Genomic DNA, 25,249 nt, shown 5'->3' with positions numbered 1-25,249 from the left:
GAGCAACTCGCTCAAGGGCATCCGAGCCTTCAGGCGAGGATGCCTAGTTGTCGGAGCCGAGCCGGTCCCACAGGTAGAGCTCGATGCACTCCTCCGCGAGCTCCATGGCCCGGTCGCGCGAGAGGCGCGGCAGCACGGTGTCGAGCGCCTGGTCCTCGGCGATGCCCGCGTCGAACGCCTCCTCGCCGCGGAAGCCGGCGGCGATCTTCAGCGCCTCGCGCCGGTTCTCCCCGAGGGTCGGGAAGACGTTGACGAGGAACTCGCGGTTGGCGATCGGCTGGCCCACCTCGAGCGAGGCGTGCCAGGCGGCGAGCATCGAGAGGTCGTGCTCGTCGAGGTCGGCGACGGCCTTCGCGTAGTGACCGTCGAGCTCGCGCTCGGGGATCTCGTCGACCCAGGCCCGCACGAGCTCGCCGAGGAGCTGGCGACGGGCCTCGCGGCCGACGGAGTCGGCGATGACGCGGATGGCGTCGGCGGGTTCGATGAAACAGAGGGGCACGAACCGGGAAGGTACGGGCACCGTCGGACGGCAAAATCGGCGTGCTGGCGGGCGATTCCCGCTGTTTGCGGGATCGTCGCGGGGAGGCCGCGCCGGTCTCCCCGCAAACACCGGGAAAAGCGCGCGGCTAGAGGACCGGCAGGTAGCGGTCGAGCTCCCACTGCGTGACCTGCACGCGGTAGTCCTCCCACTCCTGGCGCTTGATCTCGACGTACCGGTTGAACATGTGCTCCCCGAGCGTCCGCAGCACGAGCTCGGACTCGGCCGTCAGCTCGATCGCCTCGCCGAGGGTCTCCGGGAGCTGCTCGATGCCGAGGCGCTTCCGGTCGTCCGGGGCGAGGTGGTAGAGGTTCTTCTCCATCGGCTCGGGCAGCTCGTAGCCCTTCTCGATGCCCTCCAGCCCGGCCTGCAGCAGCGCCGCGAAGGTCAGGTAGGGGTTGCACGCGGGATCGGGGCAGCGGAGCTCCATCCGCGTCGTCTTCTCCTTGCCGGGGTGGTAGAGCGGCACCCGGACGAGCGCGGAGCGGTTGCGGCGCGACCAGGCGACGTAGACCGGCGCCTCGTAGCCCGGGACGAGCCGCTTGTAGGAGTTCACCCACTGGGCGAAGATCGACGAGAGCTCACGCGCGTGGCGGAGCTGGCCGGCGATGAACGCCTTGCCGATGTCGGAGAGGAAGTACGTGTCGTCGGCGTCGAAGAAGGCGTTGGACCCGTTCTTGAAGAGCGACATGTGGGTGTGCATGCCCGAGCCGTTCTCGCCGAAAAGCGGCTTCGGCATGAAGGTCGCGTGCCACCCGTACTTCATGGCGTACTCCTTCACCGTGATCCGGTACGTCATGCAGTCGTCGGCCATCTTCAGGGCGTCGGCGTACCGCATGTCGACCTCGTGCTGCGAGGGGCCGACCTCGTGGTGGGAGTACTCGACGTGGATGCCCTGCTGCTCGAGCGCGAGGACCGTCTCGCGGCGCACGTCCGAGCCGGCGTCGAGCGTCGTGAGGTCGAAGTAGCCGCCCTCGTCGAGCGTCTCGGTGCCCTTGTTGTCCTTGAAGAGGAAGTACTCGAGCTCGGGACCGACGTTGAAGGTGTCGAAGCCCATCGCGTGCATGCGGTCGATCGCGCGCCGCAGGACGTGGCGCGGGTCGCCCTCGTACGGCGTCCCCTCCGGCGTCTGGATGTCGCAGAACATCCGGGCGACCCCCTGCTCCTCCGGCCGCCACGGGATGATCCGGAACGTCGTCGGGTCGGGCATGGCGATCATGTCCGACTCCTCGATCGCGTTGAAGCCGGTGATCGACGAGCCGTCGAAGCCCATCCCGCCCTCGAAGGCGTCGTCGAGCTCCTCGGCGTTGATCGAGAAGGACTTCAGCTGCCCGAGGATGTCGGTGAACCACAGCCGGATGAACCGGATGCCGCCCTCGTCGACGAGGGCCTTGACGTCGGCAGCGCTGGTGGGGCGGTCACTCATATGGCGCGCACCCTATTGGGCGGGCCTGACGCACGCGAGGGCCCCGCGGCCAAGCCGGGACCCCGGGCGTATGTACACGCGGGCGGGGTCGCGTCAGTTGGCGCGCGTCGCCGCGCGGGCCCGGTCCTCGTCCAGCCAGTGCTGCGCCCACGCCTTGAGCGCGACGACGGCCGGCTCGAGCCCCGCCCCCATGTCGGTGAGGGCGTACGCGACGCGGGACGGCGCCTCCGGGGCGAGCCGCCGCTCGACGACCCCGCGCGCCTCGAGCTCCCGCAGGCGCTCGGCGAGCATCCGGTCCGACAGCTGCGGCACCGCCTGGGCGATCTCGCCGAAGCGCAGCGCGCGGGACGGGTGGGCGTCCATCAGCGTCGCGACGATCGCACCGGTCCAGCGACGGCCGATGAGCTCGACCGCCTCGTGGTAGAGGGGGCAGCACCCCGGCCGGGCGTCCGGCGACGCGTGTGAGTCGCGGCTCATCGCGGTCCAGGGTAGAAGGTCGGCAGGCGGCACCGTCCCGGCGGCCGGGCGGCCGCTCGCGTGCTCCGGTGCCCCCGGCGGCCCGGCGGCACCACGACGTTCCGGCTAGGAGACGCCGCCGGAGCTCAGGGCGGCGACGAGCACGAGGAAGACCCCGAGCAGCACCGCGTACATCGCGACCCGGTCGGGGCGATGCTCGGCGGGTTCGGAGACCGACCGCGGGCGGCGGATCTCGATCTCGCGGAGCGCGCGGCGCTCGGCGACCTCCGCCTGGGGCCCCCCGTGCCCGCTGATGCGGACGGTCGGGCGCTCGGCGTCGGCGGACGCCGGACGCGAGCCGCGGCGGGGGGCGGCGTGGCGCGGGCCACCCTCGTCGCCGAGCCGCCGGGCGGTCGGGGCGCTGTCGGCGCGGCGGCGCCCCGAGAGCACGATCTCCCGCGACTCGGCACGCGCGGCCGGGGCCCCGAAGGCCCCGTCGAGGTCCATCGCGGCGGCGAAGTCCGCGGCGTCCGCGCGGCGCAGGACCGCGAGACGCTCGTCGCGGGCGCGGGCGCGGTCCGCGCGGGCCTGCTCCTCGCGGTCGCGGCCGGACCGGGCCGGCTCGTCGCGGGGGTCGCGGGCGGCGCGGTCGCGATCAGTGCGCGCACGGTCGTCGGCCGGCAGCGGGCGGCCGGTGATGCGGCCGTGACGGGCCGGAGCCTCGTCGACCGGGTCGGGTCGGTCCCTGGTGTGGTCCGCGACGGCGCTCGGCACGCCGTGGAGCGGAGCGGAGGGGCCGTCGGCGCCGGGGCGCAGATGGTCCACGTCGGCCCACCAGGATCTGTCGTCAGCGATCTCGGTCATGCTCGTCTGAGGCTGTCCCATCCCCGTCGATCAACACCACCCAAGTGATCTGGTGACACTAACCCGGGGTCCGGTCGGAACGTCCACGCATCGTACCAGCGGACGTTTTCCCTGCACCTGTCGGTTTCCTGCATGGTTTCTTGCAAGATGCGGGGTTCGCGACCCGTGCCCACGCGTCCGCGCGCGCCGTTCGATCCGATTCCGGCGCGTCCGCGCGCGCCGTTCGACCCGATCCCGGCGCGTCCGCGCGCCGGCGAAGCCCGGCTCAGCCGTGCCCGGCTGTCGCGGCGACGTAGGCCGCCACGTCCTTCGCATCCTGCCCGTCCACGAGGCCGGCGGGCATCTGGCCCTGTCCACGGGCGCGGCCGAGCTGGATCGCGTTGAGGGTCAGGGCCGCCACGGGGCGGATCTGATCGAGGCTGGGGCCGACCTTGCCGACCGCGTTGCTCGCGGCGAGCGTGTGACAGGTCGAGCAGTTCTTCGCGAAGATCTTGCGCCCGTGCTGCTCGGAGGCGGTGAGCTTCACGCCGCCCGGCGCCTTCTTCGACTGGTTGTCGTGGTTCGACGCGAGGACGGCGACCGGGATGCCGACGCCGAAGGCGATGGTGACGACGAACATGACGCTCAGCGCGAACTTGTTGCCGCCGCGGCTCTGACGATGCAGGTTGCGCCGGGCCCCGCGCGGGCCGCCGCCGAAGGCCAGGAAGACGACCGTCAGGCCGATGGTCAGGAAGCCGAGGACGAATGCTGCTGTTGCGATCACGCGGGGCAGACTACCGGCCCAGGGGGCGTCATGGGCAACCCGTGGGTGACCAGATGCGCCCTCATCCCCGTCGCTCCATGTCGGCCGTCACCGCCGCCCGATGTGCCCTCATCGCCGTCGCCCGGCTCCGAAGCTCATGACCGCGGGCGCGACGGCCCGGAAGTCCCCGCCGGAGCCCCCCGCCGCCGCGACCTGTCCGTCCGCGGCGGCGGCCGCCTGGTCCCCGGCGGCGGACTCACCCGTGCGCCGCTCGAGCTCCCGCAGGTCCAGCGGCGAGAAGTCCTTCACCTCGGCGAGCAGCCGGTCCGGAGCCTCGAGCGCCCACAGGCGCCGGGTGAGGACGTTGACCTGGCCGCCCGCGGCCGGATGCCGCTCGAGCCGCCCCTCGGCCACGATGAGCGGCTCGGTCCGGACGAGCAGCCGGTGGTGCTCGTAGACCTCCGGGGGCAGGATGAGGTTGATCGTCCCGCCCTCGTCCTCGAGGAGCATGAAGACGATGCCCTTCGCCGTCCCGGGCCGCTGCCGCGCGACGACGAGCCCGCCCACGCGCACGGTCCGGCCGTGGCGGGCCTGCCGCAGCCCGAGGCTCCCGAGCGCCCGCTGCCGCTCGAGCTCGCCCCGCAGCAGCGCGACCGGGTGCGTCGCGGTCGTCACCCCGGAGCTCGCGTAGTCGGCGATCATCGCGTCCCAGGAGCCGAGCTCGGGCAGGCCGGGCGCCGTCGGCGGCGCGAGCGGCAGCGCGAGCTGGGTCCCGTGGTCCTCGAGCCGCTGCCCGCCCGGGCCGCGCGCCTGCAGCCGCACCCCGGGGGCCGCCGCCCCCAGCCGCCAGAGCACCGCCCGCCGGCGATGCCCCGGGACCGGGATCTCGTCCGCCACGAGCGCGTCACAGGCGCCCGACCACGCGAGCCGCTCGAGCGCCGCCCGCCCCGAGCCGGCCCGCGCGACGAGGTCCTGCACCGAGGTGAACGGCCCGCCGGCCTCCCGCGCGGCGACGATCGCGGCGACCTCGTCCCCCTGGACGCCGATGACGTAGCCGAGCCCGAGCCGCACCGCGCTCGCGAACGCCGACCCCTCCGGCGCCGGTTCGAGCGTGCATTCGACCGCGCTGTGGCGCACGTCGGGCGGGTGCACGGTGATGCCGCGCCGCTGGGCCTCGTGCACGAGCGCGTCGGGCGGGTAGAAGCCCATCGGCTGCTCGTCGAGCAGCGAGCAGAGGAGCTCCGGCCCGTGGTGCACCCGCAGCCACGTCGACTGGTAGGCGAGCAGCCCGAAGGCGGCCCCGTGGGCCTTCGGAAAACCGAACCCAGAGAACCCGACGATCATCGCGTAGACCCGTTCGGCCACCTCGGTCGCGACGCCGTGCGTCCGCACCGCCCCCGCGATGAAGCGGTCGCGGTAGGCGTACATCGCCGCCTCCGAGCGCTTGCGGCTCATCGCGCGCCGCAGGCCCTCCGCCTCCCCGGCCGAGAACCCGGCGAAGGCCATCGCCACCGCGATGACCTGGTCCTGGAAGATGATCGTGCCGAGCGTGTCCTTCAGCACGGGCTCGAGCGACGGGTGCTCGTAGGGCACCCGGTAGGACGGGTCGTGGCGGAGCCGCTGGCGCCGGTCGATGTACGGGTTGACCGCCCCGCCCTGGATCGGCCCGGGCCGGACGATCGCCACCTGGATCGTGAGGTCGTCGAGCGACTCCGGCAGCGTCCGTAGCAACGACGCCATCTGCGCCCGGCTCTCGATCTGGAAGACGCCGGTCGTCTCCGCCCGCTGGATCGCGGCGTACGTCGGCTTGTCGTCGTAGGGGATCCGCGAGAGGTCCACGCGCTCCCCGCTCGTCACCGCGATGAGCTCCACGCAGCGCTCGACCGCCGAGAGCATCCCGAGCCCCAGCAGGTCGATCTTCAGGAAGCCCGCGTCCGCACAGGAGTCCTTGTCCCACATGACCATCTGCCGGCCCTCCATCGCCGCCGGCACGACGGGACAGCAGTCGACGAGCGGCCGGGTCGCGACGATCATGCCGCCGGAGTGCTGGCTCAGGTGACGGGGCAGGCCCTGCGCCTCCTTCGCGAGCCGCACGAGCCAGTCCCAGCGGCCGGCCTGGGCGGGCTCGGCGGCGTCCTGGACGGCGGCCAGGCGCCCCTCTCCCAGCGCCGCGACGACGTCCTCGCCGACCTTCTGGCCGCCCCAGCCCTCCGACGCGCGCGCGACCCGCTCGATCTCCCCCGGAGGCAGGCCGAGCGCCTTGCCGAGCTCACGGACCGCCCCCCGCGAGCGGTACGTCGGGAAGGCCGCGACGAGCGCCGAGTGGTCGTGGCCGTAGCGCTCGTGGATGCGGGGGATGAGCGTCGCGCGGACGTCCCGCGGGAAGTCGAGGTCGATGTCGGGCAGCGACGTGATCTCGGCGTTGAGGAAGCGCCCGAGGAAGAGCTCGTTCGCCACCGGGTCCACGTGCGAGAGGCCCGTGAGGTAGCAGACGATCGAGGAGACGCTCGACCCGCGGCCGCGCCCCGGCGGCAGCAGCGCGCGGACCGTGCCGGGCCCCCGGACCTCGATCGCCACCTCACGCGCGAGCTCGAGCAGGTCGTGGTGGAGGATGAAGAAGCCCGACAGGCCGAGCTGCCGGATGAGCCCGAGCTCCTGCTCGAGCCGGGCGGCCGCCCGGACGCGGAGCGCCTGCGCCGCGGCCCCGGCCGGGCCCCGCCCGCCGGGCGGGTAGCGCGTGTCGAAGAGGCCCTGGCAGGTCGCCGCGAGCGTCTTGTCGGCCTCGGCGTCGTCCGACCCCGGGTAGCGGTACCCGAGGTCCTGCCCGAGGTCGAACGTCAGGGTGGCGGCCAGGCGCGCGGTCTCCGCCACCGCGTCGGGGTGGTCGGCGAAGCGGGCGGCCATCGCCGACGGACCCGCGAGGACGTGGGTGTGGTTGCCGCGGCGCAGGGGCTCAGACGCGTCGAGCGTCGTGTGCTCCCGGACCGCGACGAAGGCGTCCTGCAGCTGCGCCCGGCTCGGCGCGTGCGCGTGGACGTTGCCGGTCGCCACGCACGGCAGCTCCAGTCCCCGGGCGAACGCCTCCAGCCGCCGGTTGCGGGCCCGGTCGTCACGGGCGAAGGGACGCTGGAGCTCCACCCGGAGGCGCTCGCGCCCGAACGCCTCGCGCAGCTGCCGCAGCGACGGCTCGTCATGGATTCCGCGCCGGGCGCAGCCGCTGAGCGCGACGAGCCCCTCGGCGTGGGCGGCGACGTCCTCGAGGGTCACCGACGGAGCGAGCTGGTCCCGGCGGCGGGTGGGGGTCTCGCGCGTGTGCGCGTGGGCGCGCGTGAGCAGGCGGCAGAGGCTCCGCCAGCCGGCGGCGTCGCGGACGAGCAGCGTCAGGTGGCGGAGCTCGTGGCCCGGGACCTCCAGCGGGGAGCGGCCGGAGGCCCGGACGCTGACCTCCGCCCCGTGGATCGCCCGCAGCCCGTACGCGCCCGCGGCCTGCGCGAACTCCATCGACCCCGAGAGCGTGTCGTGGTCGGTCAGCGCCATCGCCGTGTGCCCCTGCTCGAGCGCCCGCAGGACGAGCTCGTCCGGGAGCGACGCCCCGTCGAGGAACGAGAAGGCCGAGTGGCAGTGGAGCTCGACGTACGACGACACGAACACATGTTCGCACCCCGGGGGGACGGGTCGCGCCGCGCCGGCCGGCCGCCGGAATGTCCCTGCACCGGGCCGATGCACCGGACGTCAGACCCGGGCGAGGCAGTCGAGGCGGGGCTCCCAGACCCCGCCGGGAGGCCGGGTCCAGGCGTCGAGCAGGACGCTGCGGGCCCGGACCACCTCGAGGTCCAGCCCGGCGGCGGCCCCGAGGCCCGCCTCGGCCCCGCCGCCGTACCGCCGCTCCTGCCGGCCGTAGGTCGCGACGTCGACGCGGGCACCGGCGGCGAGCGTCGCGCCGAAGGCCCGGGCGGCGGCCGTCGCCTCCCCCGCGCCCGCGGGCAGGCGCGCGAGCGCGTGGAGCAGCCGCACGAGCGCGGCGCCGCCCCCGGGCGCCGCCGCGTCGAGCGTCGCGGTGACGACCGCGCTGCGCTCGGCGGCCTGCGCAGCGGTCACCTCCGGGCGCTCTGCCCCGCCGGGACGGCCGGCGTACCGCCCGGTGACCCGTCCCGTGCCGGTCACCGCCACCGTCAGCGGCCGGCCGTGGCGGTTGATGGTCACCGCGAGCCGTGCCTCCCCCGTGAGCTCCACGCCGGCCAGCCCCGACAGCAGCGCGGCGCCGCCGGCGGCGTCGACCGCGAGGTAGATCGTGCCACCGCCGGCGACGAGATCCCGTCCGCCGCCGACGGTGACGTTCGCGGCAGCGTGGAGCGCGAGCCCCAGCGGCCCCTCGACCTTCAGGCCGCCACCGATCTTCGCCGAGACGATCCGCTGCGACGGGCGCGGCAGGTCGACGCCGCTGCCGACCCCCGCGAGCCGTTGGGCGAGGGACAGGGCGGGGCCGACGAGCGGCAGCGAGCTGCCCGTGCGGCCGACGAGGACCTGCACGAGCGTGCGCTGCAGCGCGTCGGCCGCGGCACGATCGGGCACCCGCCACACCCGGCCGCCACCGAGCTGGGCGACGACCGAGGCCTCCGCGAGCCCGCCGATGCCGACGTCGTGTCCGCCGAGCTCGAGCCGTCCCGACGCGCCGGCGGTCGCGACGAGGCCGCCGTCGACCTTGTCGAGCAGGGTCACGTCCACGGTCCCGTCCGAGCGCTCGGTACGCAGCAGCCCGGCCGCCCGGCCGAGCCGCACGAACGTCACCTTGACCTTCGCGCTGATGTCCGTCCCGGCGGTGCGCACGGTGCAGACCGGCGGGGTGAGCGTCCGGCACCCCGTCCCCGTGACGACGCACAGCGCGCGCTGGAAGGCCCCGCCCACGCCGTTCGCGATCGCCGGGCCGGCGACGACCGTGCTGACCGCGGCGAGGACGACGGCGACCACCGCGACGACCGCGACGTACTCCAGGCTCGCCTGGCCGGCGCAGCCGGCCGGGCGACGCGTGCGCCGCCCGGTGGGGGCGTGGGCACGGGCGCGGGTGGGCGACGACGGGGATGAGGGCGGGAGCGGCGACGGCGGCGGCGGCGGCACCCGCGCACCGTCACACGAGCACCTGCGACAGCGCTACCGCGCACCTGCACCGACTCCGTGCGGGAAGCGTGCGCCCGGCGTTACACCTGCCGGGGCCGCTCAGGCGAGCGCCGGCTCGGGCAGGCGCGCCCCGACCCGGGTGACGGTCACCGGCACGCCGTGCCGCGGCGCGAGCGTGATCCCGCGCAGGACGACGGGGTCGGCGGCGGCGCGCACCGGCGTCAGCTCCGCCCGGGAGACGACGACGCGCAGCACCTCGGTGAGCTCTGCCTGCGCGAGGGCCGCCCCGACGCAGCGCCGGATGCCGCCACCGAACGGGAGCCACGCGTACGACTCGACGCCACCTTCGAGGAAGCGCTCCGGGCGGAACGCCTCGGGGTCGGGGTACAGGTCGGCACGCCGCTGGACGAGCACGATCGCGGGGTAGACCTTCACGCCGGCGGGCAGCTCCCAGCCCGCGACGCGCCGCGGCCGGGTGAGCGTCCGCTCGGCGGCGTCGATGACCGGGCGCAGGCGCAGCGTCTCGCGCGCGACCGCGTCGAGCCGCGCGTCGCCGCCGTCCGCCGCGACGGCGGACCGCAGGCGGTCGTACTCGCCCGGGGTGCGGAGCAGCAGCTCGAGCGCGAAGGCGAGCGCGGTCGCGGTCGTCTCGTGCCCGGCGGCGAGCATCGTGATGAGCTCGTCGCGCAGCTCGCGGTCGGTCATGCCGCGGCCCTCCTCGTCGCGCGCGCGGAGGAGCAGTGAGAGCACGTCCTCGCGCTCGTCGAGGTCACCGGCCCGGCGGCGGGCGGCGATCTCCGCGTAGAGCAGCGCGTCCGCCGCGCGGAGCCTGCGGGCGAAGCGGCCGCCGGGGCTCCAGCGTCCGAGGTCGCGCCGCAGCGTCTCGCCCACGAGCAGGATGCTCGCGCTGTCGAGGACCGCGGTGAGGGCCGTGCGCAGCCGCTCGACCCGCACCGGGTCGGTCACGCCGAAGACCGCGCGGCAGATGATCTCGAAGGTCAGCGCCCGCATCCGCGCCCGCAGGACGAGCCGCTGCCCCGGCCGCCACGTGTCGACCTCGCGCTCGGCGACCTCGCGGATGAGCGCCCGGAAGCCGGCGACCCGCGAGCCCTGGAACGGCGGCAGCAGGAGGCGGCGCTGGCGCAGGTGCTCCGGGCCGTCGAGGACGAGGACCGACCCCTCGCCGAGGATCGGCGTCAGGAACGAGTTCGCCTCCCCGGCGAGCAGGTCCGACTGGTCGCCGGTCATGAGGTCGCGGATCGCGGCCGGGTCGGCGACGTAGACCCCGGTCCCGAAGCCGAGGAACGGCACCGTGAAGACGTCTCCGTAGCGCCGGTGCCAGCGCACGAGCGTGTCCAGCGGGCGGGCCGCGAAGGCGAGGGTCAGCAGCGCGGCGGGCCCGCGCGGGCCGGGCGGGAGGACCATGGGACGAGCGTAGTGCCGGACGGCGGCGGCGCGCGACGGGGGGGGCCTACCGCTGCCGGAACCACCCCCCTTCCACGAGGTCGCGGAAGACGACGAGGTCACGCCCGCCGACGGTGACGACCTCCCAGTAGCGGCGCCGCAGCGGCGTCGCCGTCCACCAGCGATCCTCGACGAGCCAGGACTCGCGGACCGCGTCGACCGGGTCGCCGTCGACGTGCAGCGGCCGGCCCGTGGGCCCGGCGTCGACGGCGACGCGGACCGGCAGCCCGAGCCGCCGCGGCCCCCCGGGCGCCCGCGGCGGCGTCGCGCGCCCGCGCACGACCCGCACCGGCCGGGACGAGCGCGCGCGGCCACCCGCCCCACCTCCGCCGTCACCTCCTTCGGGGGGCGCGCTCATTCGAACGGGGCCAGCACGGCACGCCGCTCGGGCACGCGTGAGTCGGGTTCGACGCAGAGGATCCGCAGCGCGGCGTCCGGGCCCGCGGCCAGCCGGGCCTGGCGCACCGCCTCCCGCAGCCGCGCGCGGCGCACGGCCGCGGCATCCTCGAAGAGCGGCGCCCCCGGCGCGCTCGGCGGCCCGAAGCGCTCCACCGCCAGCCGCAGCGTGCTCGCCGGCGCGGGCAGCAGCGCGAGCCGCAGCGCGAGCACCATCCGCATCCGCGCGGCGTCCGCCAGCGGCTCCCGGAAGACGACGCGGTCCTGCCACGTCCCGCCCTCCACGAGCCGCGCCGAGAGGACGACCGCGCGCAGCGTCCGGCCGCGGCGCGCGCGGGCCGCGAGCAGCTGGTCGATGAGCAGCTCGAGCGCGCGCTGCGCCTGCACGCCGCTCGCCGCCTCGGGGAGCTCGAGGCTCTCCTGCACGACCTCGCCGGGGACGCGCGGGCGCAGCGGCGTGTCCTGCCCGAGCGCGAGCTCGTGGGCGCGCAGGCCGGCGGCCCCGAAGCGGTCGGCGAGCGCGGGACGGCCGAGCGCGGCCAGCGCGCCGAGCGTCCCGATGCCGAGCCGGTCCAGGGCGGGGACGAGGGCCGCGGTCTCCTCGTAGCGGCGCAGCAGCGCGACCGGCTCGGCGGCGAGCGCGACCGCCCCGGCGACGAGCTCCGGCCGCCGGGACCGCGCCCGGGCGGCCCCCGCGACCGCACAGAAGCGGGACGGCCCGGCGCCCACGCGCGCGGGCAGGGCGAGGGCCCGGCGCACGACCGCGACGACGGCGTCGAGCCACGGCGGCGGCTCGGCGCGCCCGATGCGGCGCAGGCCGGGCGCCGGCTCCGTCACGTCCTCCACGACGACGCGCCCGCCGTACAGCCGTCGCAGGCTCGCCGCCTCGAAGCAGGCGCTGCCCGGCCACGGTGTCTCGACCGCCGCGCCGACGGCCTCCAGCCGCCGGACCGCCGCCTCCCACTCGTCGGCCACGCCGACCGGGTCGGGCGGCAGCAGCGCGAGGGCGGGACAGCGCGAGAGCGCCTCGCCGAGCCGCATCCCCGGGTACACGCCGACCGCCTCGGCCGCCGCCGACACCTCCCCCACGAGCTGCTCGCGACCGGGCTCCGGGGCGAGCGCCGCCGGGCCGAGCGCGAGCAGGGCGTCCCGGCCGCCCGCCGCGACGGCGAGCTCGAACCGGGGAAGCTGGACACAGACGACCATGGATGACACGAACACATGTTCGCATCCCCGGCGGACGGGTTCAGACCCCGCGCAAAAGCCCTGCACCCGGCCGGATCGGGCTCCGCACAGCCCCCGCGCACCCACCCGGGCAGAGGCTCCTACTGCCCGAACATCGGCCCCAGACGCGTGGCGAGCGAGAAGTCGCCGCGGAGGTCCATCCGCCCGCCGAGGAGCAGGTGCCCGGGGTCGAGCTCGCCGGCCGCGAGGCGGACGAAGTCGGCGAGCCCGAGCTGCACCGTCAGCGCCGGCTCCTCCACCGGCCCGGGCGCGACCGTCGCCCCCGTCGGCGTGATCCGCACCCCCCACGTCCGGACCCGGCCGTCGGCGTCGCGCAGCTCGTACGCGATCGCGCCGAGGAAGCCCTGCGCCGCCTCCGGCACGTAGCGCGACCGCATCGCCGTGAAGATGACCCGCAGGCCGCGGTCGCTGCCGAGCGTCCGCTCGAGCCAGCGGTCGTCCGCCCGGGCGACCGCGCGCCGCACCGCGATCGTCCCGCCCGCCCCGAGGCTCCCGCGCAGGCGCTCCCGGGAGACGCGCAGGCGCGCCGCCGGGCCGGCGGGCGACGGGCGGTCCGCGCCACCCGCACCCTCCCCCGCGGCGAAGGCCACGCCGACCGCCGGCCCGGACGACGACGACGGCCCTGCGGCGGGTGCCGGAGCCGGCGCCGGCGGTGGCGCCTCCGCCAGCGCGCCGACCGCCTCGGGCAGGAACGGCGGCGGCACCGGCCGGCGGGCGAGCGCCTCGCGCACGGCCGTCCGCAGCTCGTCGTCCGGCGGCACGTCCGCCGGCACCCCGGGCAGCACCTCGGCGGCGAACAGGCGCAGCGCGTCGGCGACGGCGTCCTCCCCCGTCGCCTCGTCCCGGCCGGAGCCCGCGCCCGCTCCTGCTCCCGCGCTCACCGCCGCCCCCGCGGGCAGCACGAGGAGCAGGTCGTCGACCCCGGCCGCCGCGTAGCGGCCCACGAGCTCGGCGACCTGCGCCGGTGTCCCGACCGCACCGCGCACCGCGGCCTGCCCGTCCCGCAGCACCCGCACCGACAGCGGCTGCCCGTCGGCCACGACCGCGTCACGCGCGAGCCCGACGTCCGCGCGGCGGGCCAGGAACGCCGCCCAGAGGTCCGTCCCCCCGGGCACGTGCTCGCCGAAGCGCTCGTAGTGGGAGGTGGCGAAGGCCTGGAAGTGGAGGCCGTCGATCCCGGTGTCGATCGCCGTCGCCTCGTCCGCGTGCACGAACATCGGCACGCACACCGCGACGCGCGGCTCGACCGCCGCGCCGACCGGCACGCAGCGCGTCGACCGCAGGACCCCGCGGTACTCGGCGATCCACTCGGCCGCCTCCTCGGGCTCGAGGACGGACCGGCAGAGCGCGCCGAGCCCGAGCCGGGCCGCGGTCCCGATGTCGGCCGGCCGATCGCACCTCGCCCACAGCGGAGGGTGCGGCTGCTGCCACGGGCGCGGGAGCACGACGCGAGGCGGGAGCGCCGCGGACGTCCCCTCCCCCGCGCCGCCGAACGGCGCCTCCGCGAGCATCCGCGCGAGGACCCCCGTGTACTGCTCCCAGCGGGACCTCGCGGTCTGCCGTGCGAGCCCGAGCCCGGCGACCTCGATGCCGGTCCGGGCGACGCCGGTCGCCACGTCGAGCCGCCCCTCGGCGAGCAGGTCGAGCGTCGCGACGTCCGCTGCGAGCACCGCCGGGTGGCGGACCGCCGGGTCGACGCTGAGGACGCCGAGCCCGAGCCGCAGCGCCGTCGTCCGCCCCGCGGCGGCCGCGAGGAACGGGACCGCGCCGCCGCCGTGCCCGAGCTCCTCGAGGAAGTGGTGCTCCTGCACCCACGCGCTGCCGAAGCCGAGCGTGTCGGCCAGCGCGATCCGGTCGAGCTCGCGGGCGAGCAGCGCCCGCTCGGAGGCGGCGCTCCAGGGACGCGGGAGCTGGAGGTCGCAGACGATGCCGATGCGCACGCGCCGCAGGCTACCCACGGTCCGGGCGCGGGGTGTGGCCGTCGTGTTGGGCGGCGCCGACGCCGCTCCGCACCGGTGCGCAGGCGGCGCGGCGACGGAGCGCTCGATGCGGGGGAAGCACAGCGTGCACTTCTCGGCGTACATCGCCCCCGACGGGCAGGAGGCGACGCACTACGGCCCGACCGGGGCCAACCGATGCGCGCGTACATGCGCAAGCGGGAGGTGCTGGGCGAGGTCGACGCGACGATCGCCCCCGGGTCGGGATGACCGGCGCGGAGCTCGAGCGGATGTACCGGCTGCTGGCCATCGCCAACTACGAGGACCGCTACGTCATCCCGCAGGCCCACGCCGAGCAGGGCGCCGAGCTCATGCGGGAGCAGGGGTCCTGCGGGCTGGACTTCGACGGCGGCCCCGGCAACTGCGGCGCCGTCGAGCGCCGGCCCGACAGCTCGTCGCCGATCGTCCCCTCCGCCGGCGACGACGACTTCGACCTCATCAAGATCCTCAAGCGCGGACGGCCATGAGGCGCCCCCGCTCCCGCCCCCAGCCACCGCCCTACGCGCTGCTGTCGCACCTGATGCGCTACCCCGAGGACGGGCTGGCCCTCGCACGGACCGAGGTCGACGCGCTCCCCGCGGGGGAGGCCCGTGTCGCGCTCGAGCGCTTCCTGGCCGCGATCGACGACGGCACCGACCCCCGGGTGCGCTACGTGGCGACCTTCGACCTCAAGCGGCAGATCACGCCGCACCTCACCTACTACGAGCATGGCGACACGCGCCGCCGCGGGGTCGCGCTGCTGCGCCTGAAGCGTCTGTATCGCGAGGCCGGGCTACCGGTCGCCGACGGCGAGCTGCCCGACCATCTCGCCGTCATGCTCGCGTTCACCGCGCTGGCCCCCGCCGGCTACGGCGACGCCGTGCTGGCCGAGCACCGTGCCGCGCTCGAGTTGCTGCGGGGCGCCCTGCACCAGACCGGAAACGCCTACGCCCACGTCCTCGACGCCCTGGTCTGCGGACTCCCGGCGCTACGCGTCGAAGACCGGGACGAGCTCGTGCGCATGGCGGCGGAAGGGCCGCCGGACGAGGCGGTCGGCCTGGAGCCGTTCGCGCCGCCGGAGGTCATGCCGATCGGAGGACGCCGATGAGCACCAGCTCGATCCTGCTGTGGGTCATCGTCCCCTACGCGGCGATGGCGACCTTCGTCGTCGGACACTGGTGGCGCTACCGCACCGACCAGTTCGGCTGGACGAGCGGCTCGACGCAGCTGCTCGAACGCAAGGTCCTCGGCTGGGCCAGCCCCGCGTTCCACTACGGGGCACTCGCCGCCATCGGCGGGCATGTCGTCGGCCTGCTGATCCCCAAGTCGCTCACCGAGGCGGTCGGCCTGTCCGAGCACACCTACCGCTGGTTCTCGGCCGTCGCCGGGGCCATCGCGGGCGCGGTCTGCGTCGTCGGGTTCGTCGGCCTGGTCTACCGCCGCAGCACCAACCTCCGGGTCCGCCGGACGACCTCCCGCACGGACCTGGGCACCTACCTGCTGATCACGGTGCTCATCGGCCTGGGCTGCTACATGACCTTCGCCCGGAACCTCCTCGCCAGTTCGCCGTACGACTACCGCGAGTCGGTGTCCCTGTGGTGGCGATCGCTGTTCTACCTCGACCCCGACGTCGCCGCCGTCGAGCACGCCAGCACCGTCTACCAGGTGCACGCCATCATCGCCTGGGGCTTCTGGGCGCTGTTGCCGTTCAGCCGCCTAGTAGTGCTCCGTTAGGTTGTTGCAGGAGGTTATGGAGTCTTGGCGAACTTCTTGTGCATGAGTTCGTCGGCGGGGCAGGTCAAGATCGGGTCGGTGGCCGGTCTCTCGGACAAGCAGCTGGCGCGGGTGCGGCCGCGGCTTGAGGCGTTCGCGGAGGACATGTTCGAGCCAATGGTGCGTCGCGATCAGCGGCGGTGGGGCGGCGTGTATCTGCGGGGGTTGATGCTCGATGGCAAGCGCAAGAGCATCGAGCCGATGGCTGCCCGCCTGGAAGATGGCGATGAGCAGTGCTTGCAGCAGTTCGTCAACCAGTCGCCGTGGCGGTGGGAACCGGTGCGTAAGCGCTTGGCGGTCCGGCTCAGCGAGGCGATCGTGCCGGCGGCTTGGGTGATTGACGACACCGGCTTTCCGAAGTTCGGCGACAAGTCAGTCGGCGTGGCGCGCCAGTACTCCGGCGCTTTGGGGAAGGTCGGCAACTGCCAGATCGGGGTCTCGATCACCGCCGCCACCGTGCACGCGTCGTGCCCGATCGACTGGCGTCTGTTCCTGCCCGAGTCGTGGAACGAGGACCCGCGCCGCGCCGGCTGCAAAGTCCCCGACGACGTCGTGCATCGGCCGAAGTGGCAGCTCGCGTTGGACATGATCGACGAGCTTCAGGCGTGGGGGCTGCAGGCTCCGCCGGTGCTCGGCGACGCCGCCTACGGTGACGTGACGGAGCTGCGCATCGGCCTGGAAGAGCGCGACATCCGCTACGTGCTGGACGTCAAGGGCACCACGTCGGCGCTCCCGGCCAGCACCGAGCCGCAGACGCCGACCTACGCCGGCAAAGGACGGCCGCCCGCGCCGCGCTACCGCCGACCGTTCAGCAGCGTCGCGGCTTTGGCGGCCGAGGTCGGCGAGGACGCCTATCTGCGGATCTGCTGGCGCCAGGGCACCAAGGGCGAGCTGGCCTCGCGCTTCACCGCGATCCGCGTGAAGCTCTGCAACATCAAGCTGCGCAGCGCCCACGCAGACGGCAATCTGCCGGTCCGGTGGCTGCTGGCGGAGTGGCCCGAAGGCAAGAGCGCCCCGACCGACTTCTGGATCAGCGACCTCCCCGACGACACGCCGATCGCGGACCTCGTCGCGCTGGCGAAGCTGCGCTGGCGGATCGAGCAGGACTACCGCGAGCTCAAAGACGCCCTCGGCCTAGACCACTTCGAAGGCCGCTCCTGGCCCGGCTGGCACCACCACACAACCCTCGTCTCCGTCGCGCACGGCTTCCTGACCCTGGAACGACTGCGGCGACCTCAACGCCGGGCGGCCGCCTGACCTCACTGTTCGAGGTCGTTCGGGAGCTGCAAACGCTCTTGGCCTGCTGGCACGGGACATGCCCGACCTGCCGCAGACGGCTGCCGCCCGACACCCCCTACCTCAACGACACCTAACGGAGCACTACTAGTCCACGCGTGGTCGATCCCGCTGCAGTACCTGGGCCGCCCCTGGATCCTGTACCGCCGTCGCTACGCGCCGGCACGGGGGCGCTGACCGCGCCGGGAAATCACGGAGCACGTCTGCGGCGCGTCACCGTTGTCCATGCGCCGGCCGGCACCGAGGATGAGGAGACCATGAGACCGATGCCCGCAACGCCGCACCCCGTCCGGACGGCGTCCGTCCCTCGTGCCTCGACCGACGTGGTCGGAGCCACCCGCAAACCTCGCCCTGGCGACGATGGCCTTCACCGCGTGCTTCTACGACTGGAGCATCATCGGACCGCTCTCCCCCGACCTGCAGATGCACCTGGGCCTGTCCGAGTTCCAGACCGCAGCCATGGTGGCCGTGCCGGTGCTGCTCGGCTCGGTGCTGCTCGGCTCGGTGCTGCGCGTCCCGCTCGGTCTGCTCGCCGACCTCTACGGCGGGCGCAGGGTCTTCGTCATCCTGATGAGCTTCAGCATCGTGCCGATCGCCGCCCTGTCGGTCTGGCACGGGTCCCTGGCGAGCATGATCGCCCTCGGGTTCCTGCTCGGGATCGCGGGCGCGTCGTTCGCCGTCGGCGTGGTCTTCGTCAACGGCTGGTACGCCCCCGAGCGTCGTGGCTTCGCCCTCGGCGTCTACGGCATGGGCATGGGCGGCACCGTGCTGGCGGCCCTCTCCGCCCCGCGCATCTCGAGCCACTACGGGCTGCGCGCGCCGTTCCTCGTCGCTGCCGGCCTGCTCCTCGCCAGCACCGTCGTGTTCGCCGTCATGGCCCGCGATGCCCGGACGCCCGCGCCCCGGACGGGGCCGCTGAACCTGCTCGCCCCGCTGGCCGTGTTCCGGACATCGTCGCGGGCCTGGGCGCTGACGCTCTTCTACTTCCTGTCGTTCGGCGGCTTCGTGGCGATGTTCCTCTACCTCCCCAAGCTCCTGGTCGGCGTGCACGGCCTCACCAAGACCGACGCCGGATCCCGGGCCGCGGGCTTCGCCCTCCTGGCCGTCCTCGCGCGCCCGGTCGGCGGCTGGCTCGCCGACCGCATCGCGGCCCAGCGGGTGCTGCGCCTCTGCTTCGCCGCGACCGTCGTGCTCGCCGTGCTGCTCGCGTTCACCTACGAGCACATGGTCCCGCTCACGATCGAATGCCTCACCCTCGCGATCTTCCTCGGACTCGGCACCGGGGCCGTGTTCAAGCTCGTCGCCCACTGGTTCCCCGAGCAGGTCGGGGCCGTGACCGGCGTCGTCGGCGCCGCCGGCGGCCTCGGGGGCTTCTTCCCCCCGCTCGTGATGGCGACGGTCAAGTCGGCCACCGGCAGCTACACCATCGGCTTCCTGCTCCTGGCCGCTGTCGCGGCCGCCGCCCTCGTCGTCGCCGCCCGCGTCGGCGACCCCGCCGGCTGAGCGATCCGCCGGCAGCGCCGGGGTGCCCCGGCCCCACGGCCGCCGCGGGTCGCGCGGACGCGTCGCCCCATAGAAAAACCCCGCCGGAGCGGGGTTTTCCCTTAGCAGGTCGGTAAGCCGGATTCTGTCGTTGGGCAGCCATCCATCTGATGCGACCTACCTGGGCCTCGGCGGGCAGCCTGCGAACGGCCCTGCTTGGTCTAGCACCGGGTGGGGTTTACCCGGCCGCCGCGTCACCGCGACGCCGGTGCGCTCTTACCGCACCATTTCACCCTTGCCTGTGCGCCCGAGGACGCCATCGGCGGTGTGTTTCTGTGGCACTTTCCCGCGGGTTTCCCCGGGTCGGTCTCCCGACCACCCTCGCCCTGTGGTGTCCGGACTTTCCTCGAGGACGCTCGCGCGCCCCCGCGACTGCCTGACCTGCGTCCGCCACGGTACCCGGTTCGCGATCTCTGTGAGGTCGAGCACATTCCGGCGCGTTGCGGGGACATCGTGGCTACGCTCGCCGCGTGAACGTGAAGTTCGGACGCTGATGTCCTGGGTCGAGGTGTTCGCCGTCCTGCTCGTCTGCCATCTGGCGGGCGACTTCCTCCTGCAGACGGAGTGGCAGGCGACGACGAAGCAGGGCGGCCTCGGGCGCGACGGCGAACGGCGGGCGGCGCTCATCTCGCACGTCGCCACGTACGCGATCCCGTTCCTCCCCGCGTTCGCGTGGATCGCCCATCAGCACGACGGCACGCACGCGGCCCTCGTCGCGGGAGCCGCGCTCGGCACCCACCTCGTCCAGGACGACGGACGCCTCCTCGTCGCCTACGTCCGCGTGGTGAAGCACACGATGACGCCGTTCGGGTCGCCGCTGTGGATGGCGATCGACCAGTCCTTCCACGTCTGCTTCCTCTTCGGCGCGGCGCTGCTCGCGGTCGCCTGAGCCGCCCCTCCCTGCGCCGGGCGCCCACGGACCGGTGCCAGCGCGACGCTGCCGCCGGCACCCGTCCCTGGGGCCCACGCCGAGGCTCAGATGTTGTCTCGATACCCGAGAGGTATCGAGACAGCCTCTCAGCCCAGCACGGACCCGCAGTCGCCGCAGCGACCGCCGGCGGCACCCTGCCCGGCGCCGTACCGCGGCCGCATCGCGGCCGCGTGGCAGACCGGGCAGGTGACCGTGCGGTGTGCAGAGAGGTCCTCCCAGGCGCCCACGAGGAACTCGTCGAGCGTCTGCCCCTCCGCGGGACGGTCGAAGATGGCGTCGAACGCCATCGAGTCGGTGGCGGGCCGCCGCCGGCGATGCCGGGGCACCGGCACCGTGGCGGCGCGCACACCGGTGGTCGTCGCGGCGCTCATGAGACGCTCCGGAACAGGCCGACGACGCGGCCCATGATCTGGACCTCGCGCGTGCGGATCGGTTCCAGCTCGGTGTTCTCGGGCTGCAGCCTGATGTGGTCGCTCTCGCGGAAGTACCGCTTCACCGTCGCCTCCTCGCCGACGAGCGCGACGACGATGTCGCCGTCGGTCGCGGTGTCCTGCCGCTGGACGACGACGAAGTCGCCCTCGAGCATCCCGATGTCGCGCATCGAGTCGCCGCGGACGCGGAGGATGTACTCCCCGGTCTCACCGCCGGCGACCGGCGGCACCTGCACGTACTCCTCGATGTTCTCCTCGGCGAGGATCGGCGCGCCGGCCGCGACCTGCCCGACGACCGGGAGACCGGGGCCCGCGACGAACTGGCGGACGTTCTCGACGACCTGGTCGACCTCGCGGCCGACGCGGTCGAGCAACTCGATCGCCCGCGGCTTGGACGGGTCGCGCCGCAGCAGGCCGAGCTTCTCGAGGTTCGCGAGATGCGCGTGCACCGTCGACGACGAGGCGAGGCCGACGGCGGTCCCGATGTCGCGGACGGTCGGCGGGTACCCGTACTTGGCCGAGTACTTCTTGATGAAGTCGAAGATCTCCTGCTGGCGCTTGGTCAGATCCACCGGGGATGCTCCTTGCTGGGACGGACACCGAACATGTGTTCGCACACAGTAGCGGGACGCGCCGACGGAAACAACCGCGCTACACTCACGCCCCCATCGCGCCGGTGGCGGAATTGGTAGACGCGCAAGGTTGAGGGCCTTGTGGGCTTTATGGCCCGTGGAGGTTCGAGTCCTCTTCGGCGCATGGATTTGGAAAGCCCCGCACACGCGGGGCTTTCTGCGTTCTACGCCGACGCGCTCGCCGCGATCCCGGATCTCGGGGGTGGTAACGGATTGGTAACGGCCAGTACGGCCGTGATCAAACCGTCGCCCGCAACGGCGGACAACAAATGCCCGGCTCTCGCCAGGGAACAAGGTATGAGCACCTGCGCCGACGCCGGCGGGCCGCCCACCCGCGACGGTTCCACCGCCGAGGACGGACCGATCGACCTACTGACCGTCAGCGAAGTCGCGGAGCTGCTGCGCGTCTCCGACTCCTGGATCTACCTCGCGATCCAGGACCAGCGGATCCCGTCGCTGCGCATCGGAGGCTCCGACGGGCCGATCCGTTTCCTCCGCTCTGAGCTCACCGCGGACATACGCAGCTGCCGGGTTGGGCCGCACCCACCGCGGCGACCTAACCCGGGGTGCCCGGCCGGCCCCCGCACGGTCTTCGTGCCCCTCACCGAGCACGACGGCGGTGCGTGATGAGTGCGCTGAAGGTCAAGAACACGCGGCCACCGGAGGTCGTCGCCGAGGACTCGCTGCGGCTGCTGACCGCCACGGAGGCGGCGGCGCTGCTGAAGGTCTCCTCGACCTGGATCTACGCCGCCTCCCGTGACGGGCGCCTGCCGTGCGTGCGGCTCGGCGACCCTGGCGGCCCGCTGCGCTTCCGCGCCGTCGAACTGCTCGAGCACCTCGCGAGCGCGAGGTCGGCGTGGACCCCGGCCCAGCGGCCCGGGCAGGCGCTGCGGCTGGTCTCCGGCGGCGGTGCGTGATGGCCCGCGGCTCGGTCTACCCCCGCCAGCTGGCCAGCGGCGCCACGGTCTATGACGTGCGCTACCGCTCCTCCAACGGCAAGCAGCGCCACAAGCGCGGCTTCACCCGCAAGCGCGAAGCCGACCAATACCTAAGCCTCGATCCACCGATCCATCCGGGGTCTGAAGTGGAGTGACCTCCCAAGCAGGGCTTGAAAGCGGTCGTTCGCGGCGACCGCGGCTCTGCTCAGGAGGTCACCCTCATGGTGAACGAGTCGGCGGTCGTGGTGTTCGATGATGCGCGGGCGGTCGCGAACGCTGGGGTGATGCTCCCCGCGCTCCTCGCGCAGCGCCTCGGGCTTGAGCAACTCATCGAAGAGTGCGTGGATCTCGGCGACCGTCCTGGCGCGGCGAATCCGGGCCGCAAGGTCATGACGATGTGAGCCGTCCCGGGATCGACGGGGACTTCTGAAACAGGCATTCGGTCTGTTGAGAGGAAGTACGTGGTCATATGGCTCGTGGAAGGAAGTACCCGCCGGAGTTGCGTGAGCGGGCCGTCAAGACGGTGCTGGAGTCCGGGCGTCCGATCGCGCAGGTCGCCCGCGACCTGGACGTGCACAAGGAGTCGCTTCGGAACTGGGTGCGGCTCGCCGAGGCCGACGCCGGAACGCGCAGCGACGTGCTGAACACGGTCGAGCGCGACCGGATGCGTCTGCTCGAACGTGAGGTCAAGGAACTGCGGCGGCAGAACGAGATCCTCAAGGCCGCTTCGGTGTTTTTCGCCAAGGAGCTCGACGGGACCCCGCGGAGGTGAGCGCCTTCATCGAAAAGCAGCGGGCGGCCGGCTTCGCTGTCGAGCTCACCTGCCGCACCCTCGGGACCTCGCCCTCGGCGTTCTACCAGCGCGCGACCGGGGTGTTGTCGACCCGCGCGCAGGAAGACGCCGTGTTGCTCGAGCAAATCCGGGCGGTGTACCGCGCCAACTACGAGGCGTACGGATCGCTGCGCGTGTGGAAGGCGCTGCGCCGTCAGGGCGTGCAGGTCGGCCGCGGCCGCGTTGAGCGGCTCATGGCAGCGGACGGTCTGATCGGGGCCAAGCGCCGCGGCCGAGCGTGGAAGACCACGGTCGCTGACCCGGCCGGCTCAGGGCGACCGGACCTGGTCAACCGCCAGTTCACCGCGACCCGGCCGGACGCGCTGTGGATCGCCGACTTCACGTATCTAAAGTCGTGGGAGGGCGTGGGGTTCTTCAGCTTCGTCCTTGACGTCTACTCCCGCCGGGTCGTCGGCTGGCAGCTCGCCGGCCACATGCGCACCGACCTCGTGCTCTCGGCTCGACCGGTGACGCGTACGACAACGCGATGGCCGAGAGCTTCGTGGACAGCTTCAAGACCGAGCTGATCCGCGACCGCGTCTGGCAAACCCGCACCCAACTGGAGCTCGCCGTTGTGGAGTGGGTCGGCTGGTACAACCACGACCGCCTGCACTCCGCGATCGGTCACATCCCGCCCGTCGAATTCGAGACCCTCTACGCGATACGGTCCGGCTCACCCCTCTCCCACTGACGAGAGAGGAAACCCAAACAACAAGTCTCCGTGAAACCGGGACGGCTCAGCACGACGTCACCGACCGGCAGGCGCACACGCTGGTGGAGGTCCTCTCGGCGGCCCGCAAGCCGCACGACCGCCGGCGGGAAGCCGCACAGGCGGGGCAGCGCGCCCATCAGGACGAGCAGACACGCCTGATCGGCGACCCGGCCGCGCTCCGTGAGCACCTGCGTGAGCACTACCGCCTCCGCGAGGCCGTCATCGGGTCCCTCTCCCCTGAGGGCACGACCGCGTTCGAGCTGCTCCTGGACGCCACGAACCCTCCGGACGTCGACGAGGCGGCCGCGCTGCGCGACCTCGGCCGCGAGCTCGCAGACCACCTGCCGTTCAGCCTCCACGCCACAACCCCGCCCACGGTCAGCAACCACCTGATCGAAGGCCTCGCCGCGCACTACCTCCACGAGCAACACGCTCAGATCCACGGCCTCGGCGAAGCGCACGGCCGTGGCCCGCATGTGCGCCGCGCCGAAAACCAACTCGCCAGCGGCGCGCTGCTCGGCTGCCTCGCGGTCCGGCGCCTGGCCGACAACGCACAGCACGACGAGCGGGCGCTCGCCACCCAACGCCAGCGCCGCGCGGCCTACCTCCAGTTCCGCGAACACGAAGCCCGCCATCGCGCCCGCGAACAGCCCCTCAGCACCCGCCTACGCCACGGCCCCGAGACCTACCTCGACGAGATCGACGCGCACTGGCTACGCGACTGCGACGCCTGCAACGAACTGACGTACCCCAACACCCGCAACGAGATCGACGGCAGCGACGACACCCCTGCATACGAATGCGGCTTTTGCGGGAGCCGAGAACTTCGCCCTGCTGGGCCGCGTGACGCGTAGCCTTCCCCCCGCTTCGCGAGACACCGGCGAGCTGACTGCCGCCCGTGCGACCAACGCCGGTCGACCCGGCGGCCGTACTCGGCGTTCGTGCCCCGGCGCGTCCCGCCCCTCCCGGCCACCCCGAGCTGGTCGTGAGCCGACCCCAGCCGCCACACTGCCGTTGACCGAGCGGCACGGGTTGGCGCGTCGTGGTGCACCAGGTTCATCGCCGCCGTGCGGTCACCCAGGTGAATGCCTGGTCGCTGCCGGCCGGGGTGCGGTGCAGCTCGCGGTCCTCGCTGAGGAGCGTGAAGTCCGGGCCCAGCGTGGACATGACGTCGGCGGCCGAGCTTCGCCGCGCCGGAAGCCCAGAGCATCGCTCGGGGCCGTCCACCGCGAAGGTCGCGATGATGGCAGTGCCACCTGGGGCGATGGCCGCCTGCAACGTCTGACCGTACCGAGCGCGGTCGTCGTCGTCGGTGAAGAAGTGCAGGGCCGCCCGGTCGTGCCAAAGGTCGTATCGTCGCCGGGGCCGCCAGGCGAGGACGTCCCCAACGATCCAGTCGACCTCGGACGCCCGTGCTCCCATCCGCCGCTGAACAAGGTCGACAGCGGCGGCGGACAGGTCCAGCACGGTCACGTCGGTGATGCCGAGGTCGAGGAGTTCAGCGGCCAGAGGCGAAGAGCCGCCACCGATGTCGATGACGGCCATGCCAGGACCCGCGCCGGCGGCGGTGACGGCGCGCAGCGACCGCGTTGGCCGACCGGTGGTCCAGCTCTTCGTCGCGTCACCTTCGGCGTACGCGGTGTTCCAGTGATCGGCCGCGGCGTGGGTCATGCGTCGTCCATCACTGTGTGGGCAGGTCGCGGCCGACGTGCACGTCGTAGATCCCGACGTGGTGTGCCAGGAGACGCCGGACGCTCATGCCGCGCGAGGGCAGCGTCGTTGGCCAGGCATCGGAAGGTGTCATGTGGGAGGCGGTTGCAGGTGCAGCCCGGGCGCGCTCTGCGCAGCGCGTTCGGGCACGAGCATCCGTTTGCGTTTCCAAGTCTACGCTTGTAGGCTCAAATAGTGAAACGCGAAGGAGGTAGCCCCCTGAACCAGCT

General features: G+C 73.6%; 29 protein-coding genes, 1 tRNA gene and 1 other RNA gene. 15 read left to right on the top strand and 16 right to left on the bottom strand.

The annotated features are described in order from the left end of the window. Nucleotides 1-43: 43 nt before the first annotated feature. The 11 genes from NBH00_RS12115 to NBH00_RS12065 form a co-directional block, all read right to left on the bottom strand. Nucleotides 44-499 carry a hypothetical protein gene (locus NBH00_RS12115; RefSeq protein ID WP_254573576.1) on the bottom strand — a complete coding sequence of 152 codons (456 nt, stop codon included), beginning with the start codon at nt 497-499 and terminating at the stop codon, nt 44-46. A 127-nt stretch (nt 500-626) separates the two neighbouring features. After that, nucleotides 627-1,964: a glutamine synthetase family protein gene (locus NBH00_RS12110; protein ID WP_254573575.1), complete on the bottom strand. Its 1,338-nt coding sequence runs from the start codon at nt 1,962-1,964 to the stop codon at nt 627-629. Between the two features lie 93 nt (nt 1,965-2,057). Then, on the bottom strand, nt 2,058-2,441 hold the full coding sequence (locus NBH00_RS12105) for a winged helix-turn-helix transcriptional regulator (RefSeq protein ID WP_254573574.1): 384 nt from the start codon (nt 2,439-2,441) through the stop codon (nt 2,058-2,060). Nucleotides 2,442-2,546: 105 nt separating this feature from the next. Next, nucleotides 2,547-3,284 (bottom strand): hypothetical protein, encoded by a 738-nt coding sequence (locus tag NBH00_RS12100; RefSeq protein ID WP_254573573.1) that lies wholly within the window; start codon nt 3,282-3,284, stop codon nt 2,547-2,549. A 265-nt stretch (nt 3,285-3,549) separates the two neighbouring features. Next, entirely contained in the window at nt 3,550-4,047 is a 498-nt protein-coding gene (locus NBH00_RS12095; RefSeq protein ID WP_254573572.1) for a c-type cytochrome, read from the bottom strand. Nucleotides 4,048-4,155: 108 nt separating this feature from the next. Continuing rightward, on the bottom strand, nt 4,156-7,671 hold the full coding sequence (locus NBH00_RS12090; RefSeq protein ID WP_254573571.1) for a DNA polymerase III subunit alpha: 3,516 nt from the start codon (nt 7,669-7,671) through the stop codon (nt 4,156-4,158). 87 nt (nt 7,672-7,758) lie between these two features. After that, nucleotides 7,759-9,141, bottom strand: coding sequence for a hypothetical protein (locus NBH00_RS12085; RefSeq protein WP_254573570.1), 1,383 nt, complete (start codon nt 9,139-9,141; stop codon nt 7,759-7,761). Between the two features lie 99 nt (nt 9,142-9,240). Continuing rightward, nucleotides 9,241-10,566 (bottom strand): cytochrome P450, encoded by a 1,326-nt coding sequence (locus NBH00_RS12080; protein ID WP_254573569.1) that lies wholly within the window; start codon nt 10,564-10,566, stop codon nt 9,241-9,243. A 46-nt stretch (nt 10,567-10,612) separates the two neighbouring features. Next, nucleotides 10,613-10,894, bottom strand: coding sequence for a hypothetical protein (locus NBH00_RS12075; RefSeq protein ID WP_254573568.1), 282 nt, complete (start codon nt 10,892-10,894; stop codon nt 10,613-10,615). 65 nt (nt 10,895-10,959) lie between these two features. Beyond that, nucleotides 10,960-12,207, bottom strand: coding sequence for a Y-family DNA polymerase (locus tag NBH00_RS12070; protein ID WP_254573724.1), 1,248 nt, complete (start codon nt 12,205-12,207; stop codon nt 10,960-10,962). A gap of 119 nt (nt 12,208-12,326) precedes the next feature. Beyond that, nucleotides 12,327-14,186 carry an LLM class flavin-dependent oxidoreductase gene (locus tag NBH00_RS12065; RefSeq protein ID WP_254573567.1) on the bottom strand — a complete coding sequence of 620 codons (1,860 nt, stop codon included), beginning with the start codon at nt 14,184-14,186 and terminating at the stop codon, nt 12,327-12,329. A gap of 263 nt (nt 14,187-14,449) precedes the next feature. On the opposite strand from NBH00_RS12065, the gene NBH00_RS12060 reads away from it, so the two are divergent. The 5 genes from NBH00_RS12060 (at nt 14,450) to NBH00_RS12040 (ending at nt 18,794) form a co-directional block, all read left to right on the top strand. Further along, complete coding sequence (locus NBH00_RS12060; RefSeq protein ID WP_254573566.1) at nt 14,450-14,710, top strand: hypothetical protein; 261 nt, start codon at nt 14,450-14,452, stop codon at nt 14,708-14,710. Continuing rightward, the gene (gene narJ / locus NBH00_RS12055) at nt 14,707-15,330 is read left to right on the top strand and encodes a nitrate reductase molybdenum cofactor assembly chaperone (RefSeq protein WP_254573565.1); all 624 of its coding nucleotides are present in this window, start codon (nt 14,707-14,709) and stop codon (nt 15,328-15,330) included. Before NBH00_RS12060 ends, narJ begins: the two co-directional genes overlap by 4 nt. Continuing rightward, on the top strand, nt 15,327-15,956 hold the full coding sequence (gene narI / locus NBH00_RS12050; protein WP_254573564.1) for a respiratory nitrate reductase subunit gamma: 630 nt from the start codon (nt 15,327-15,329) through the stop codon (nt 15,954-15,956). Before narJ ends, narI begins: the two co-directional genes overlap by 4 nt. A 42-nt stretch (nt 15,957-15,998) precedes the next feature. Further along, nucleotides 15,999-17,252 carry an IS701 family transposase gene (locus tag NBH00_RS12045; protein WP_254569724.1) on the top strand — a complete coding sequence of 418 codons (1,254 nt, stop codon included), beginning with the start codon at nt 15,999-16,001 and terminating at the stop codon, nt 17,250-17,252. 399 nt (nt 17,253-17,651) lie between these two features. Next, nucleotides 17,652-18,794: an MFS transporter gene (locus NBH00_RS12040; protein ID WP_254573563.1), complete on the top strand. Its 1,143-nt coding sequence runs from the start codon at nt 17,652-17,654 to the stop codon at nt 18,792-18,794. Nucleotides 18,795-18,894: 100 nt separating this feature from the next. On the opposite strand, the gene rnpB is transcribed toward NBH00_RS12040, so the two are convergent. Further along, an RNA gene (gene rnpB, locus NBH00_RS12035) (RNase P RNA component class A) lies at nt 18,895-19,218 on the bottom strand. A gap of 108 nt (nt 19,219-19,326) precedes the next feature. Between rnpB and NBH00_RS12030 the strand changes: the two genes are divergently transcribed. Then, nucleotides 19,327-19,722 carry a DUF3307 domain-containing protein gene (locus NBH00_RS12030; RefSeq protein WP_254573562.1) on the top strand — a complete coding sequence of 132 codons (396 nt, stop codon included), beginning with the start codon at nt 19,327-19,329 and terminating at the stop codon, nt 19,720-19,722. 128 nt (nt 19,723-19,850) lie between these two features. Here the strand turns inward: NBH00_RS12030 and NBH00_RS12025 are convergent, their stop codons facing one another. Beyond that, nucleotides 19,851-20,135, bottom strand: a complete 285-nt coding sequence (locus NBH00_RS12025; RefSeq protein WP_254573561.1) for a hypothetical protein — start codon at nt 20,133-20,135, stop codon at nt 19,851-19,853. After that, nucleotides 20,132-20,767: a transcriptional repressor LexA gene (lexA, locus tag NBH00_RS12020; protein ID WP_254573560.1), complete on the bottom strand. Its 636-nt coding sequence runs from the start codon at nt 20,765-20,767 to the stop codon at nt 20,132-20,134. Before lexA ends, NBH00_RS12025 begins: the two co-directional genes overlap by 4 nt. Nucleotides 20,768-20,865: 98 nt before the next feature. Here lexA and NBH00_RS12015 point away from each other — a divergent pair. From NBH00_RS12015 to NBH00_RS11975, 9 genes are all read left to right on the top strand, one after another. Beyond that, a tRNA-Leu gene (locus NBH00_RS12015) sits at nt 20,866-20,951 on the top strand. Beyond that, nucleotides 20,951-21,454, top strand: a complete 504-nt coding sequence (locus NBH00_RS12010; protein ID WP_254573559.1) for a helix-turn-helix domain-containing protein — start codon at nt 20,951-20,953, stop codon at nt 21,452-21,454. Before NBH00_RS12015 ends, NBH00_RS12010 begins: the two co-directional genes overlap by 1 nt. Beyond that, complete coding sequence (locus tag NBH00_RS12005; protein ID WP_254573558.1) at nt 21,454-21,744, top strand: helix-turn-helix domain-containing protein; 291 nt, start codon at nt 21,454-21,456, stop codon at nt 21,742-21,744. Before NBH00_RS12010 ends, NBH00_RS12005 begins: the two co-directional genes overlap by 1 nt. Further along, the gene (locus NBH00_RS12000; RefSeq protein ID WP_254573557.1) at nt 21,744-21,920 is read left to right on the top strand and encodes an Arm DNA-binding domain-containing protein; all 177 of its coding nucleotides are present in this window, start codon (nt 21,744-21,746) and stop codon (nt 21,918-21,920) included. Before NBH00_RS12005 ends, NBH00_RS12000 begins: the two co-directional genes overlap by 1 nt. A gap of 66 nt (nt 21,921-21,986) precedes the next feature. Then, nucleotides 21,987-22,166, top strand: a complete 180-nt coding sequence (locus tag NBH00_RS11995; protein ID WP_254573556.1) for a hypothetical protein — start codon at nt 21,987-21,989, stop codon at nt 22,164-22,166. A 68-nt stretch (nt 22,167-22,234) separates the two neighbouring features. Further along, nucleotides 22,235-22,537, top strand: a complete 303-nt coding sequence (locus tag NBH00_RS11990; protein WP_254569053.1) for a transposase — start codon at nt 22,235-22,237, stop codon at nt 22,535-22,537. Next, entirely contained in the window at nt 22,534-23,124 is a 591-nt protein-coding gene (locus tag NBH00_RS11985; protein WP_254573555.1) for an IS3 family transposase, read from the top strand. Before NBH00_RS11990 ends, NBH00_RS11985 begins: the two co-directional genes overlap by 4 nt. Beyond that, a complete protein-coding gene (locus NBH00_RS11980; protein WP_254573554.1) occupies nt 23,085-23,288 on the top strand; it encodes an IS3 family transposase in 204 nt (67 codons plus the stop codon). Before NBH00_RS11985 ends, NBH00_RS11980 begins: the two co-directional genes overlap by 40 nt. A gap of 83 nt (nt 23,289-23,371) precedes the next feature. Then, complete coding sequence (locus tag NBH00_RS11975; protein ID WP_254573553.1) at nt 23,372-24,163, top strand: hypothetical protein; 792 nt, start codon at nt 23,372-23,374, stop codon at nt 24,161-24,163. Between the two features lie 202 nt (nt 24,164-24,365). Here NBH00_RS11975 and NBH00_RS11970 read toward each other — a convergent pair whose 3' ends face one another. Both NBH00_RS11970 and NBH00_RS25245 read right to left on the bottom strand, forming a co-directional pair. After that, complete coding sequence (locus tag NBH00_RS11970; protein ID WP_254573552.1) at nt 24,366-24,980, bottom strand: class I SAM-dependent methyltransferase; 615 nt, start codon at nt 24,978-24,980, stop codon at nt 24,366-24,368. 10 nt (nt 24,981-24,990) lie between these two features. Continuing rightward, the gene (locus NBH00_RS25245; RefSeq protein WP_302182735.1) at nt 24,991-25,113 is read right to left on the bottom strand and encodes a hypothetical protein; all 123 of its coding nucleotides are present in this window, start codon (nt 25,111-25,113) and stop codon (nt 24,991-24,993) included. Nucleotides 25,114-25,249 lie beyond the last annotated feature (136 nt).

This window comes from Paraconexibacter antarcticus, from assembly GCF_024220175.1.
Taxonomy (GTDB): domain Bacteria; phylum Actinomycetota; class Thermoleophilia; order Solirubrobacterales; family Solirubrobacteraceae; genus Paraconexibacter; species Paraconexibacter antarcticus.
Note: the sequence above shows the minus strand (reverse complement) of the source record. Positions and strands in the feature narration are given on the sequence as shown.

What these genes read in the sequence shown, in the direction of transcription:
- NBH00_RS12060 (WP_254573566.1), top strand. Translation starts at nt 14,450, where the DNA reads ATGACCGGCGCGGAGCTCGAGCGGATGTACCGGCTGCTGGCCATCGCC.
- NBH00_RS12070 (WP_254573724.1), bottom strand. Translation starts at nt 12,207, where the DNA reads ATGGTCGTCTGTGTCCAGCTTCCCCGGTTCGAGCTCGCCGTCGCGGCG.
- NBH00_RS12105 (WP_254573574.1), bottom strand. Translation starts at nt 2,441, where the DNA reads ATGAGCCGCGACTCACACGCGTCGCCGGACGCCCGGCCGGGGTGCTGC.
- NBH00_RS12100 (WP_254573573.1), bottom strand. Translation starts at nt 3,284, where the DNA reads ATGACCGAGATCGCTGACGACAGATCCTGGTGGGCCGACGTGGACCAT.
- narJ (WP_254573565.1), top strand. Translation starts at nt 14,707, where the DNA reads ATGAGGCGCCCCCGCTCCCGCCCCCAGCCACCGCCCTACGCGCTGCTG.
- NBH00_RS11990 (WP_254569053.1), top strand. Translation starts at nt 22,235, where the DNA reads ATGGCTCGTGGAAGGAAGTACCCGCCGGAGTTGCGTGAGCGGGCCGTC.
- NBH00_RS11980 (WP_254573554.1), top strand. Translation starts at nt 23,085, where the DNA reads ATGGCCGAGAGCTTCGTGGACAGCTTCAAGACCGAGCTGATCCGCGAC.
- NBH00_RS25245 (WP_302182735.1), bottom strand. Translation starts at nt 25,113, where the DNA reads ATGACACCTTCCGATGCCTGGCCAACGACGCTGCCCTCGCGCGGCATG.
- NBH00_RS12110 (WP_254573575.1), bottom strand. Translation starts at nt 1,964, where the DNA reads ATGAGTGACCGCCCCACCAGCGCTGCCGACGTCAAGGCCCTCGTCGAC.
- NBH00_RS11970 (WP_254573552.1), bottom strand. Translation starts at nt 24,980, where the DNA reads ATGACCCACGCCGCGGCCGATCACTGGAACACCGCGTACGCCGAAGGT.
- NBH00_RS12000 (WP_254573557.1), top strand. Translation starts at nt 21,744, where the DNA reads ATGGCCCGCGGCTCGGTCTACCCCCGCCAGCTGGCCAGCGGCGCCACG.
- NBH00_RS11995 (WP_254573556.1), top strand. Translation starts at nt 21,987, where the DNA reads ATGGTGAACGAGTCGGCGGTCGTGGTGTTCGATGATGCGCGGGCGGTC.
- NBH00_RS12005 (WP_254573558.1), top strand. Translation starts at nt 21,454, where the DNA reads ATGAGTGCGCTGAAGGTCAAGAACACGCGGCCACCGGAGGTCGTCGCC.
- NBH00_RS12025 (WP_254573561.1), bottom strand. Translation starts at nt 20,135, where the DNA reads ATGAGCGCCGCGACGACCACCGGTGTGCGCGCCGCCACGGTGCCGGTG.
- NBH00_RS12080 (WP_254573569.1), bottom strand. Translation starts at nt 10,566, where the DNA reads ATGGTCCTCCCGCCCGGCCCGCGCGGGCCCGCCGCGCTGCTGACCCTC.
- NBH00_RS12045 (WP_254569724.1), top strand. Translation starts at nt 15,999, where the DNA reads ATGAGTTCGTCGGCGGGGCAGGTCAAGATCGGGTCGGTGGCCGGTCTC.
- NBH00_RS12040 (WP_254573563.1), top strand. Translation starts at nt 17,652, where the DNA reads ATGGCCTTCACCGCGTGCTTCTACGACTGGAGCATCATCGGACCGCTC.
- narI (WP_254573564.1), top strand. Translation starts at nt 15,327, where the DNA reads ATGAGCACCAGCTCGATCCTGCTGTGGGTCATCGTCCCCTACGCGGCG.
- NBH00_RS12010 (WP_254573559.1), top strand. Translation starts at nt 20,951, where the DNA reads ATGGATTTGGAAAGCCCCGCACACGCGGGGCTTTCTGCGTTCTACGCC.
- NBH00_RS12030 (WP_254573562.1), top strand. Translation starts at nt 19,327, where the DNA reads ATGTCCTGGGTCGAGGTGTTCGCCGTCCTGCTCGTCTGCCATCTGGCG.